General features: G+C 70.4%; 9 protein-coding genes. 7 read left to right on the top strand and 2 right to left on the bottom strand.

Annotated features, from left to right (window positions below; all coding sequences use genetic code 11):
- Positions 1-21 precede the first annotated feature (21 nt).
- A complete protein-coding gene (locus ACP4E5_RS15985) occupies positions 22-258 on the top strand; it encodes a DUF6191 domain-containing protein (RefSeq protein WP_425841373.1) in 237 nt (78 codons plus the stop codon).
- Here the strand turns inward: ACP4E5_RS15985 and ACP4E5_RS15980 are convergent.
- Positions 251-1,420, bottom strand: a complete 1,170-nt coding sequence (locus ACP4E5_RS15980) for a PQQ-dependent sugar dehydrogenase (RefSeq protein WP_425829187.1) — start codon at positions 1,418-1,420, stop codon at positions 251-253. The two genes, ACP4E5_RS15985 and ACP4E5_RS15980, sit on opposite strands and share 8 nt — an antisense overlap.
- Before the next feature lie 129 nt (positions 1,421-1,549).
- Positions 1,550-2,491: an aldo/keto reductase gene (locus ACP4E5_RS15975; RefSeq protein WP_483030480.1), complete on the bottom strand. Its 942-nt coding sequence runs from the start codon at positions 2,489-2,491 to the stop codon at positions 1,550-1,552.
- Positions 2,492-2,653: 162 nt separating this feature from the next.
- Between ACP4E5_RS15975 and ACP4E5_RS15970 the strand changes: the two genes are divergently transcribed.
- From ACP4E5_RS15970 to serA, 6 genes are all read left to right on the top strand, one after another.
- Positions 2,654-3,604: a 2-hydroxyacid dehydrogenase gene (locus ACP4E5_RS15970; RefSeq protein WP_425829183.1), complete on the top strand. Its 951-nt coding sequence runs from the start codon at positions 2,654-2,656 to the stop codon at positions 3,602-3,604.
- Positions 3,605-4,136: 532 nt separating this feature from the next.
- Positions 4,137-6,950 (top strand): putative bifunctional diguanylate cyclase/phosphodiesterase, encoded by a 2,814-nt coding sequence (locus ACP4E5_RS15965; RefSeq protein ID WP_425841370.1) that lies wholly within the window; start codon positions 4,137-4,139, stop codon positions 6,948-6,950.
- Positions 6,951-7,217: 267 nt separating this feature from the next.
- On the top strand, positions 7,218-9,065 hold the full coding sequence (locus ACP4E5_RS15960) for an acetolactate synthase large subunit (RefSeq protein WP_425829181.1): 1,848 nt from the start codon (positions 7,218-7,220) through the stop codon (positions 9,063-9,065).
- 33 nt (positions 9,066-9,098) lie between these two features.
- The gene (gene ilvN, locus ACP4E5_RS15955; protein WP_425829179.1) at positions 9,099-9,623 is read left to right on the top strand and encodes an acetolactate synthase small subunit; all 525 of its coding nucleotides are present in this window, start codon (positions 9,099-9,101) and stop codon (positions 9,621-9,623) included.
- Between the two features lie 101 nt (positions 9,624-9,724).
- Positions 9,725-10,726, top strand: a complete 1,002-nt coding sequence (ilvC, locus tag ACP4E5_RS15950) for a ketol-acid reductoisomerase (protein WP_425829177.1) — start codon at positions 9,725-9,727, stop codon at positions 10,724-10,726.
- A 207-nt stretch (positions 10,727-10,933) separates the two neighbouring features.
- Positions 10,934-12,556 (top strand): phosphoglycerate dehydrogenase, encoded by a 1,623-nt coding sequence (serA, locus tag ACP4E5_RS15945; protein WP_425829175.1) that lies wholly within the window; start codon positions 10,934-10,936, stop codon positions 12,554-12,556.
- Positions 12,557-12,568: the final 12 nt, after the last annotated feature.

Here is a 12,568-nt window from a genome sequence, read left to right as displayed (position 1 = left end):
CAGGGAGGCGCCGTGTTCAACATGTTCGAGGAACTGTTCTCGCCCGGCCGCAAGCACACCAACGACGAGCGCAAGCGCCTGGAGCTGACCCGCGTCGACATGAACGACGGGGATCCGGGCCGCGGCCCGATAGACCTCACGTCGGGCAAGGTCGTCGTCCGCCCGCCGCAGGCCACCGAGGCGGAGCCCGGGGAGTCCACGGAGGCGGAGCCCCGGGAGCGCCAGGAGCCCGCTGAGCCGGGCGAGGACGTCAGCTGACCTTCAGCTCCAGAATCCGGTCGTCCCCCTTCTCGGGCGTCCCGCGCGTGTCCGTCTCGCTCGTCGTCAGCCACAGCTTGTCGCCGCCCGCCGCGACCACGGTGCGCAGCCGCCCGTACTTCCCCTCCAGGAACGCCTGCGGGTCGTGGGCCGCCTTCGCGCCGTCGAGCGGGATCCGCCAGAGCCGCTCGCCGCGCAGCCCGGCCATCCAGATCGACCCCTTCGCGTACGCGATGCCGCTGGGCGAGGCGTCCGAGGTGTGCCACTGGGCGATCGGGTCGTGGTACTTCTTGTCGCCGCTCCTGCCCTCGGCGTCGGGCCAGCCGTAGTTGTCACCGGCCACGATGTGGTTCAGCTCGTCCCAGGTGTCCTGCCCGAACTCCGAGGCCCAGAGCCGCTTGTCCTCGTCCCAGGCCAGACCCTGCACATTGCGGTGCCCGTACGAGTACACGGGGGAGTCGCCGAAGGGATTGCCCGGCGCGGGCTCGCCCTCCGCGGTCAGCCGGAGGATCTTGCCGCCCGTCGACTTCTTGTCCTGCGCCAGCGGCTTGTCGTACGTCTCGCCGGTCCCCACGTACAGCAGCTTGTCCGGGCCGAACGCGATCCGCCCGCCGTTGTGGTTCGTGCCCTTGGGGATGCCGCGGAACACCGTGTCGGGGGCGCCCAACTGCTCGCCGGAGGGCTTCTTCTCGTCGTAGATCATCCGTACGACGCGGTTGTCCGACTCCGTCGTGAAGTACGCGTAGACCATGTGGTCGGAGGCGTACGAGGGGGAGAGGGCGAGGCCGAGGAGACCGCCCTCGCCCTCGGGTGCGACGCCGGGCACCTCGCCGAGCACCGTCTTCTTCCCGGTCTTCGTGTCGACACGGGTGATCGTCCCCTCGTCGCGGGACGAGACGAGCAGGTCCCCACCGGGCAGCTCGGCGAGCCCCCATGGCGACTTGAGGCCGGACGTGACGGTCCGCTCGACGCTCACCGAGCCCTTCGCCGGAGGCACGTCGCCCTTGGGGGACGAGGAGCCGCCCGAACCGCCCCCGCTCGGCGCGGACGTCGATTCCCTGCTCGACGCGGGGGAGTCGTCACCGGAGGAGCACCCGGCCGTGAGCAGGAGCGCGGCACAGGCGGTGAGGGCCAACGCGGGCCGCACAGCTGGTCGTTGCACGATCAGGATCCCTTCGACGCGAAGCTCTGCCGTTCACACACCGCTCTACCGTTCAAACACCTCGCGCGCCGCTCAGGTTCCCGAACCCTGAGTCCCTAAGCGCGCGCCCCGAGCCCCGGCCCCGGTCGCTCAGTCCCAGGATCCCTGCGCCGGCGGAAGCCCCGCGATCTCCGCGAAGTCCTCGGCGGTGAGCCGCAGTTCCGCGGACGCGGCGTTCTCCAGCGCCCAGCGCTCCTGCTTGGTGCCCGGGACCGGCACCACGCCCGCACCCTGCGCCGCGACCCAGGCGAGCGCCACCTGGGCCGGTGTCACGTGCTCGCCGTGCCGCGCGGCGACGCGGCGCAGGCCCGCCACGATCGGCTGGTTGGCCGCCATCATCTCGGCGGTGAAGCGGGGGTGGCGGGCGCGCAGATCGTCCGGCTCGAAGCCCCCTCCGGGAGTGAGCGTGCCGGTCAGGAACCCGCTGCCCAGCGGCATCGCGGCGAGAAACCCGACGCCGCGCGCCGAGCACCACGGCAGCAGCGCTCCGAGCGCTTCCGGCGACCACACCGACAGCTCGGCCATGACCGCGCTGACCGGGAACACCTGCTGCACCCGCTCCAACTGGCGGATCGTTCCGGCATGCCGCGCGGCCCGGCCACCGCGCCGCGAGCCCCGCGCGCCCACGGCGCAGAACCCCAGCGAGCGCACCTTGCCCGCGCTCACGAGCTCCGCCATCGCGCCCCACGTCTCCTCGACGGGAACCTCGGGGTCCTCGCGGTGCAGTTGGTACAGGTCGATGACATCGGTCTGCAGGCGCCGCAGCGACGCGTCACAGGCCCGCTTCACATAGCCGGGCCTGCCGTTGGCGACGATGTGCTGTTCGCCGACGAGCAGCCCCACCTTCGTCGACACGAAGGCGTCCGCCCGCCGCTCTTTGAGCACGCGGCCGAGCAGCAGCTCATTGGTGAACGGCCCGTACATGTCCGCGGTGTCGACCAGGCTGCAGCCCCGGTCCAGGGCGGTGTGCAGGGCGCGCAGGGACTCCTCGCCGCGCTGCCGCGAGCCCGTGTACGCCCAGCTCATCGGCATGCAGCCGATCCCGACGGCACCCACGTCGAGCCCCGTCGCACCGATCGCCTTGCGCGCGCCTTGCTTCACGTGCCCGTGACCCTCCCTGGCCCTCCGGCCCCTCCTGCCGAGGTCCCCAACCTAACCTCTGTACCTTCACTGGGCTGACATAGCCTCCTGGCCATGACTGGTGATGTATGGCTGCCTTTCCGCGCCGATGAGATTCCGGGCCTTCCGCAGGGGCTCGACTACCGCTTCTGGAACGGCGAACCCGAATTCCCCGCGGACCCCGCCGACTGCGCGTACTACGTCGTCCCCTACATGAAGCCGCCGGGCGTCGGCGTCCGGCCGATGCCCGAGATGACGTCCCTGCGCGCCGTGCAGACGCTCTCCGCGGGCGTCGACCACGTACAGGGCGGGCTGAAGTACCTGCGCCCCGGTGTCCAGTTGTGCAATGCGCGCGGCGTGCACGACGCCAGCACCGCAGAGCTCGCGCTCACCCTGATCCTCGCCTCCCTGCGCGGCATCCCCGACTTCGTCCGCGGGCAGGACCGCGGCGAGTGGCGCGGCGGATTCCGGCCCGCGCTCGCCGACAAGCACGTCCTCATCGTGGGGTACGGCGCCATCGGCGGCGCCATCGAGGACCGGCTCACGCCGTTCGAGGTCGCGCGGGTGACACGCGTCGCGCGCTCCGCCCGTACAACGGAGCGCGGGCCCGTGCACCCGCTCGCCGAGCTGCCGGAGCTGCTGCCGCAGGCCGATGTCGTCGTCATGGTGACCCCGCTCACCGAGGACACCCGCGGCCTCGTGAACGCCGAGTTCCTCGCGCGCCTCAAGGACGGCGCGCTGCTCGTGAACGTCGGCCGCGGCCCGGTCGTCGACACCAAGGCCCTCCTCGCGGAACTGGAGACGGGCCGCATCACGGCGGCCCTCGACGTCACCGATCCCGAACCGCTGCCCCAGGAGCACCCGTTGTGGCAGGCTCCAGGGGTGCTCATCTCGCCGCACGTGGGCGGCCCCACATCCGCCTTCCTGCCGCGCGCCAAGCGGCTCCTCGCCGCCCAGCTCACGCGGTTCGCGGCGGGGGAGCCGCTCGAGAACGTCGTGCTCACCGTCGACGGACACAGCGACTGACCCCCGGTCCCCCGAGGCTCCGCACACCCCGCAGACCTCGCGAACCACACCGGCCCCGCGGGTAACTCCCGTACGGCCGCACGGCGTTCGTCGGGCACGCTGTGCGCCCGTCCGGATGCACCCCGTGCCCGCTCCGCGCCCGCATCGTGCCTGGTCGTCACGGAGAGTAGAGGAACTATGTCCCTGAGTGACGAGACTGGTGTATCGTCCCGACTGGGGCAGCGCCGTGTCAGCACGCGGCGCCGGGGAAGAGTGACGGACTGCGAGGGGGGCGACGGGCGATGCACGGCCTATGGGCGAACGATCCGACGCGGCGGGGCCGCCGGCGGCTGTCTTGTGCGGTGACCCGCGCGACGATGCGGGGCCGAAGTCCGGGCTGTCGAAGGACACATGCGCATCGAGCGGGCCCGCGCGGCGGTCGCAGAAGGCATCAGCAGGCGGGGCAGGGGAAGGCGGAGGCGGGGGCCGCCCGGCGGACCGGGGCGGTCCGGTGAGTACGCACCCCACGCCGACGACAGCACTGGGCGCCTCGATGTACTCCGGCGGCCAGGCCCCCGTCCGCGCGCCGCAGCGGGGAGGCTCGGGAGCCCAGTTGCTCCTCGCCCTGCTGTGTGCCGGCTTCGCGGTGGGGTCCGCGGTCGGCTGGGGGTCCGACCGGCTCGCCCTGATCATGGGCGACTTCGGCCTGAGCATCGCGGCGGCGATCGCCGCCGTATCGAATTTCGTGTACGCGCGCAGCAGTCGCGGCCGCTTTCGACCCGCCTGGCTCCTGTTCGCCTTCTCCTCGCTCATGGCCAGCTTCGGCAACGGCGTGTGGGGTTGGTACGAGGTCGTCCTGCGTGAGCCGGTGCCCACGCCGAGCCTCGCCGACCTGTTCTTCCTCTGCTTCGCGCCCCCGGCCATCATCGGCCTGCTCGTCCTCGCCCGGCGGCCCGTCACCAAGGCCGGCTGGATCTGCCTCGCGCTCGACGCCTGGCTCATCGCCGGCTCCCTGGTCACGCTCTCCTGGAGCCTCGCCCTCGCGCACACCGCCGAGTTCGAGGGCCAGAGCGTCACCCGCACCGCCCTCTCCCTCGCGTATCCGCTGCTGGACATCGCCCTGGTCAGCATGGTGCTCGCGCTGCACTTCCGGCGCTCTCCCGGGAGTCGCACGGCGGTGAACACCGCGATCGGCGCGCTCGCCCTCACCGTGTTGTGCGACGCCCTGTTCACCTCGCCGCTGCTGCACGCCAGTTACCGCTCGGGCGAGATCCTGGACGCCGGCTGGTTCGCCGGCTCGCTGCTGCTCGCGTACGCGCCGTGGGTGGGGGCGCGGCGCGGTGTGCGCGAGGAGGACCGCCCGCTCGGGCCCGGTGGCCGCTATCAGGTCAGTTACACCCGGCCGATCTCCGGCTCGCTCGCCGCGCTCACCCCTTATCTGGCCGCCGCCGTCTGCACGTTGGGCATTCTCTACAACGTGCTGAACGGGCATCGGGTCGACCGCGTCGTGCTCTTCACGGCCTGCACCGTCGTCCTCGCGCTCGTCATGCGCCAGGGCATCATGCTGCTCGACAACATCACGCTCACGCAGGAGCTGGCGCAGAAGGAGAACCACTTCCGCTCGCTGGTCCAGGGTTCCAGCGACGTCATCATGATCGCCGCGCCGAACGGGACGCTGAGATACGTCAGCCCCGCCGCCGCGGGCGTCTACGGGCGGGACGCGGAGGATCTCGTCGGCTCCGAGCTCGCGTCGATCATCCACCCCGAGGACCTCGGGCGTGTGATGCACGAGGTGCGCCGGTTCCTCGCCGCGAGCCAGATCGAGGAACCCACTACGCGCATCGAATGCCGCTTCCGGTCCGGCACGGGCACCTGGCTGAACGTGGAGTCGACGATCAACCGCCACCACGGCGGCCTGATCCTCAACAGCAGAGACGTGACCGAACGGGTGCGCCTCCAGGCCCAGTTGCAGCACAACGCGGAGCACGACCCGCTGACCGACCTGCCCAACAGGTCGCTGTTCACCAAGCGGGTCGGGCAGGCCCTCGCCGGGCGCCGGTCCGGCGACCTGGGCACCGCCGTGCTCTTCATCGACCTCGACGGCTTCAAGCAGGTCAACGACACGATCGGCCACCAGGCGGGCGACGAGCTGCTCGTCCAGGCGGCGCGGAGGCTGGCCGAATCCGTGCGCGCCTCGGACACCGCGGCCCGGCTCGGCGGTGACGAGTTCGCGGCGCTGATCGTCGGCGACGGGGGACGCGACCACTCCGCGAGAGAGCAGCAGATCTACGAGCTGGCCGACCGGCTCAGAATCACCCTCTCCCAGCCGTACTCGATCGATGGGCACGACGATGTGCGGGTCGCCGCCTCCATCGGCGTCGCCTTCGCCGAGCCGGACATCGGGGCGGGGGAGCTGCTGCGCAACGCCGACCTGGCGATGTACCGGGCCAAGGCGGCGGGCAAGGGCCGCGTCGAGCTGTACGCGCCGCAGATGCAGGCCGATGTCGTACGCAAGGCGGAGCTGGCGACGCGGCTGCGATCGGCGCTGCACGAGGGCGAGTTCGCGCTGCTCCACCAGCCGATCGTCTCGCTCGACGACGGCCGGATCACGGCGGTCGCCGCGCAGGCCCGATGGCGCAGCGCGCAGGGCATCCTGTTCACGCCCGCCGAGTTCCTGCGGGTGGCCGACGACAGCGAGCGCACCGCGGAGCTCGGCCGCTGGATGCTGGAGGAGGCCGTCGAGCAGGCCGCCGAGCGCGGGCACAGCGGGCACGCGACGCCGGTCGCCGTGCGGATCAGCGCCCGCCGGCTCCTCGACCGGGCCATGCCGCTCGGCTCGATAGAAGCACTCCTCACGCGGCACGGGCTGCCCTCGGGCGCGCTCGTGATCGAGCTGGCGGACAGCGACCCCAGAGTCCCGCTGGACGAGCTGGAGCGGCGTCTGACGGCGCTGCGCCGTCTCGGCGTCCGGATCGCGCTGGACGGATTCGGCAGCGGCTATGCGGCCATCACGGCGCTGCGCCGCCTCCCCGTCGACGTACTGAAGCTGGACCGCTCGCTGATCGAGGGCGTCGTCGAGTCCGCGCGGCTGCACAAGATCACCAGTGGGCTGCTGCGGATCGCGGGCGACCTCGGGCTCAACTCCGTGGCGGACGGTGTGGACCTGCCCGAGCAGGTCGCGGCGCTGCGCTCGATGGGGTGCACGCACGGGCAGGGCATGGCGTTCTCCGGTCCGCTCGACGAGTATCGGCTGCGTCGCGCGCTCACCTCGGGGGAGTATCCGGTCCCCACGGGCCCCGCCGAGCCGGTGTTCGCGGGCTTCACCACCCTGCGCTCACATAATGAGACGCCCGTCCCACCCACTTGACACGCCCTACGCGCCGGGGGGAGGGTCAGTGCCATGCGCACCCGAATTCTCGTACTTGGAAAGCGCGTCGGCTGAAGCTGGGACCACCGGTGGAGAACACCGGAATCCCCAGCGACCGCACCCGGCGCGCTCCCCTCGCTTGCCTCACGGCACGAGGGGTTTTTTGTTGCACTGGTGCGGGTTCAGATCCGCCGCCGACCGCCCGACACACACGTAAGACCCTGCAGAACCCTCGCAAAAACCCTCAGCATCGAGAAGAGAATGCCGATGACCGAGCAGGCCACCGGGGCCAGCCAGCCGCAGCCGCGGCCCCGTTCCGGAGGACAGCAGTCCGCCCCCGTCGAGCACGTCACGGGTGCGAAGTCCCTCATTCGCTCGCTTGAGGAGGTCGGGGTCGACACCGTATTCGGCATCCCCGGCGGCACGATCCTTCCCGCGTACGACCCGATGATGGACTCGAGCCGGGTGCGCCACGTGCTCGTCCGCCACGAGCAGGGAGCGGGACACGCGGCCACCGGTTATGCGCAGGCGACCGGCAAGGTCGGGGTCTGCATGGCCACTTCGGGCCCGGGCGCGACCAACCTGGTGACGCCGATCGCGGACGCGATGATGGACTCGGTTCCGCTCGTCGCCATCACCGGCCAGGTGGTCTCCAAGTCGATCGGTACGGACGCCTTCCAGGAGGCGGACATCGTCGGCATCACCATGCCGATCACCAAGCACAGCTTCCTGGTCACCAAGGCCGAGGACATCCCGAAGGCGATCGCCGAGGCGTTCCACATCGCGGCCACCGGCCGTCCCGGCCCCGTCCTCGTCGACATCCCGAAGGACATCCTGCAGGCGCAGACGACGTTCACCTGGCCGCCGCAGCAGGACCTGCCCGGCTACCGCCCGGTGACCAAGCCGCACGCCAAGCAGATCCGCGAGGCCGCGAAGCTGATCACGAATGCGAAGCGGCCCGTCCTCTACGTCGGCGGCGGTGTCATGAAGGCAGGTGCCACCGCCGAGCTGAAGATGCTCGCCGAGCTCACCGGAGCGCCCGTCACCACCACCCTGATGGCGCTCGGCGCGTTCCCCGACAGCCACCCGCTGCACGTGGGAATGCCGGGCATGCACGGTGCGGTCACCGCCGTCACCGCGCTGCAGAAGGCCGACCTGATCGTCGCCCTCGGAGCCCGCTTCGACGACCGCGTCACCGGCAACCTCGACAGCTTCGCCCCGTTCGCGAAGATCGTGCACGCCGATATCGACCCGGCGGAGATCGGCAAGAACCGCGCCGCCGACGTGCCGATCGTCGGGGACGCCCGAGAGGTCATCGCCGACCTGATCCAGGCGGTCCAGAAGGAGCACAGCGACGGTCACGCGGGCGACTACAGCGCCTGGTGGAACGACCTGAACCGCTGGCGCGAGACGTACCCGCTCGGCTACGACCAGCCCGCGGACGGCTCGCTCTCCCCGCAGCAGGTCATCGAGCGGATCGGTGAACTCGCCCCCGCGGACACGATCTTCGCGGCGGGCGTCGGCCAGCACCAGATGTGGGCCGCGCACTACATCCAGTACGAGAAGCCGGCCACCTGGCTGAACTCGGGCGGCGCCGGGACCATGGGCTACTCGGTGCCCGCGGCGATGGGCGCCAAGGCCGGCGCGCCGGGCCAGACGGTCTGGGCGATCGACGGCGACGGCTGCTTCCAGATGACCAATCAGGAGCTGACCACCTGCGCCCTGAACAACATCCCGATCAAGGTCGCCATCATCAACAACGGCGCCCTCGGGATGGTCCGCCAGTGGCAGACGCTGTTCTACAACCAGCGCTACTCGAACACCGTGCTGCACGCGGGCCCGGACGGCGAGACCCCGCCCAACAAGGGCACCCGCGTCCCGGACTTCGTGAAGCTGTCCGAGGCCATGGGCTGCTACGCCATCCGCTGTGAGCGCCCCGAGGACCTCGACAAGTGCATCGAGGAGGCGAACTCGATCAACGACCGCCCGGTCGTGGTCGACTTCATCGTCCACGAGGACGCCATGGTGTGGCCGATGGTCGCCGCCGGCACCTCCAACGACGAGATCATGGCCGCTCGGGACGTCCGCCCCGACTTCGGCGACAGCGACGACTGAGCGACGACGAGACGTAGAGAGAGACCAAGAGATATGTCCAAGCACACGCTCTCCGTCCTGGTCGAGAACAAGCCCGGTGTCCTCGCCCGGATCACCGCCCTCTTCTCGCGCCGCGGCTTCAACATCGACTCGCTCGCCGTCGGCGTCACCGAGCACCCCGACATCTCGCGCATCACCATCGTCGTGAATGTCGAATCGCTCCCGCTCGAACAGGTCACGAAGCAGCTCAACAAGCTGGTCAACGTCCTGAAGATCGTCGAGCTGGAGCCCGACTCGGCCGTGGCCCGCGAGCTGGTGCTCGCCAAGGTCCGCGCCGACAACGAGACGCGCTCGCAGATCGTCGAGATCGTCCAGCTGTTCCGCGCCAAGACCGTGGACGTCTCCCCGGAGGCCGTCACCATCGAGGCCACCGGCTCCAGCGACAAGCTGGAGGCGATGCTCAAGATGCTGGAACCCTTCGGCATCAAGGAGCTCGTCCAGTCCGGCACCATCGCGGTCGGCCGCGGCTCGCGCTCCATCACCGACCGGAGCCTGCGGGCGCTCGACCGCACCGCGTAGCGCTTCGGCGCGCCCCCTCTCGGATACCGAGACCCGAAAACCTTTGTTCCGCACCCCGCCGTACGGTGGGACGCAACACCAGCACACCAAGGAGAACCCCAGTGGCCGAGCTGTTCTACGACGACGATGCCGACCTGTCCATCATCCAGAACCGCAAGGTCGCGGTGATCGGCTACGGCTCCCAGGGCCACGCCCACGCGCTCTCGCTGCGTGACTCGGGCGTCGACGTGCGCGTCGGCCTGCACGAGGGCTCCAAGTCCAAGGCGAAGGCCGAGGAGCAGGGCCTGCGCGTGGTCACGCCGTCCGAGGCCGCGGCCGAGGCCGACGTCATCATGATCCTGGTCCCGGACCCGATCCAGGGCAAGGTCTACGAGGAGACCATCGCGCCGAACCTGAAGGACGGCGACGCGCTGTTCTTCGGCCACGGCCTGAACATCCGCTACGGCTTCATCAAGCCGCCGGCCGGCGTGGACGTCTGCATGGTCGCCCCGAAGGGCCCGGGCCACCTCGTGCGCCGTCAGTACGAGGAGGGTCGCGGCGTTCCGTGCATCGCGGCCGTCGAGCAGGACGCCACGGGCAAGGGCTTCGAGCTCGCCCTCTCCTACGCGAAGGGCATCGGCGGCACGCGCGCCGGCGTCATCAAGACGACCTTCACCGAGGAGACCGAGACCGACCTGTTCGGTGAGCAGGCCGTTCTCTGCGGTGGCACGGCCGCGCTGGTCAAGGCCGGCTTCGAGACGCTGACCGAGGCCGGTTACCAGCCGGAGATCGCGTACTTCGAGTGCCTGCACGAGCTGAAGCTCATCGTCGACCTCATGTACGAGGGCGGCCTGGAGAAGATGCGCTGGTCGGTCTCCGAGACCGCCGAGTGGGGCGACTACGTCACCGGCCCGCGGATCATCACGGACGCCACCAAGGCCGAGATGAAGAAGGTCCTCGCCGAGATCCAGGACGGCACGTTCGCCAAGAACTGGATGGACGAGTACCACGGCGGTCTGAAGAAGTACAACGAGTACAAGAAGCAGGACGAGGACAGCCTGCTCGCCACCACCGGCAAGGAGCTGCGCAAGCTCATGAGCTGGGTGGACAACGAGGAGGCGTAAGCCTCGTGACAACGGGCCGCGGCCGATGCCGCGGCCCGTTGTCCATTCCGTCCAGACTCGGACGGGTGATCCTTCCGGGGAGGCGTAAGACGCCCTCCCCAGCGCCACTACACTGCTGACTACATTCGCGTCGGGCCCACAGCGTCGTGCGTCTTCCACGCGGCACCCACCCTCCACCGCCTGCGGCCGTCGGGACGGCCGTCCGCAATGGGACTTGTGAGGACTCACGTGAGCACTGCTGCCAACGGCAAACCCGTCGTACTCATCGCCGAAGAGCTGTCGCCCGCGACGGTCGACGCCCTGGGCCCGGACTTCGAGATCCGCCAGTGCAACGGCGCGGACCGGGGCGAGCTGCTCCCGGCCATCGCCGATGTCGACGCGATCCTGATCCGCTCGGCCACCAAGGTCGACGCCGAGGCGATCGCCGCCGCGAAGAAGCTGAAGGTCGTCGCACGAGCCGGCGTCGGCCTCGACAACGTCGACGTGTCCGCCGCCACCAAGGCAGGCGTGATGGTCGTCAACGCGCCGACCTCGAACATCGTGACCGCCGCCGAGCTCGCCTGCGGTCTCCTCATCGCCACCGCGCGCAACATCCCGCAGGGCTCGCAGGCCCTCAAGGGCGGCGAGTGGAAGCGCAGCAAGTACACGGGCGTCGAGCTCGCCGAGAAGACGCTGGGTGTCGTCGGCCTCGGCCGCATCGGCGCGCTCGTCGCGCAGCGCATGTCCGCCTTCGGCATGAAGGTCGTCGCGTACGACCCGTACGTGCAGCCCGCGCGCGCCGCGCAGATGGGCGTGAAGGTCCTCTCCCTCGACGAGCTGCTCGAGGTCTCGGACTTCATCACCGTCCACCTCCCGAAGACCCCCGAGACGCTGGGCCTGATCGGCGACGAGGCGCTGCACAAGGTCAAGCCGAACGTGCGCATCGTCAACGCCGCGCGCGGCGGGATCGTCGACGAGGAGGCGCTGTACTCGGCGATCAAGGAGGGCCGCGTCGCGGGCGCCGGCCTCGACGTGTACGCGAAGGAGCCCTGCACGGACTCCCCGCTGTTCCAGTTCGACCAGGTCGTCTGCACCCCGCACCTCGGCGCCTCCACGGACGAGGCGCAGGAGAAGGCGGGCGTCGCCGTCGCCAAGTCGGTGCGCCTCGCGCTCTCCGGTGAGCTCGTGCCCGACGCGGTGAACGTCCAGGGCGGCGTCATCGCCGAGGACGTCAAGCCGGGCCTGCCGCTCGCCGAGCGCCTCGGCCGGATCTTCACCGCGCTCGCGGGCGAGGTCGCGGTCCGCCTCGACGTCGAGGTGTACGGCGAGATCACCCAGCACGACGTGAAGGTGCTCGAACTCTCCGCGCTCAAGGGCGTGTTCGAGGACGTCGTCGACGAGACGGTGAGCTACGTCAACGCCCCGCTGTTCGCGCAGGAGCGCGGCGTCGAGGTCCGCCTCACGACGTCCTCCGAGTCGCACGAGCACCGCAACGTCGTGACGGTGCGCGGCACCCTCGGTGACGGCGAGGAGGTCTCGGTCTCCGGCACGCTCGCGGGCCCGAAGCACCTTCAGAAGATCGTCGCCGTCGGCGAGTACGACGTGGACCTGGCGCTCGCCGACCACATGGTCGTCCTGCGTTACGAGGACCGTCCGGGCGTCGTCGGCACGGTCGGCCGTGTCCTCGGCGAGGCGGGCATCAACATCGGCGGCATGCAGGTGTCGCGCGCGGACGTCGGCGGGGAGGCCCTCGCGGTCCTGACCGTGGACGACACGGTGCCGCAGTCGGTCCTGAACGAGCTGGCCGCCGAGATCGGCGCGACCTCGGCGCGGTCCGTCAACCTCGTCTGAGGTCTTTGCTTC

The organism is Streptomyces fractus (assembly GCF_049844455.1).
Taxonomy (GTDB): Bacteria; Actinomycetota; Actinomycetes; order Streptomycetales; family Streptomycetaceae; genus Streptomyces; species Streptomyces fractus.
The sequence above is the reverse complement of the archived record's forward strand: the minus strand, read 5'-3'. Positions and strand labels throughout refer to the sequence as shown.

What these genes read in the sequence shown, in the direction of transcription:
- ACP4E5_RS15985 (WP_425841373.1), top strand. Translation starts at nt 22, where the DNA reads ATGTTCGAGGAACTGTTCTCGCCCGGCCGCAAGCACACCAACGACGAG.
- ACP4E5_RS15975 (WP_483030480.1), bottom strand. Translation starts at nt 2,491, where the DNA reads ATGCCGATGAGCTGGGCGTACACGGGCTCGCGGCAGCGCGGCGAGGAG.
- ACP4E5_RS15970 (WP_425829183.1), top strand. Translation starts at nt 2,654, where the DNA reads ATGACTGGTGATGTATGGCTGCCTTTCCGCGCCGATGAGATTCCGGGC.
- ACP4E5_RS15965 (WP_425841370.1), top strand. Translation starts at nt 4,137, where the DNA reads ATGTACTCCGGCGGCCAGGCCCCCGTCCGCGCGCCGCAGCGGGGAGGC.
- ACP4E5_RS15960 (WP_425829181.1), top strand. Translation starts at nt 7,218, where the DNA reads ATGACCGAGCAGGCCACCGGGGCCAGCCAGCCGCAGCCGCGGCCCCGT.
- ilvN (WP_425829179.1), top strand. Translation starts at nt 9,099, where the DNA reads ATGTCCAAGCACACGCTCTCCGTCCTGGTCGAGAACAAGCCCGGTGTC.
- serA (WP_425829175.1), top strand. Translation starts at nt 10,934, where the DNA reads ATGGGACTTGTGAGGACTCACGTGAGCACTGCTGCCAACGGCAAACCC.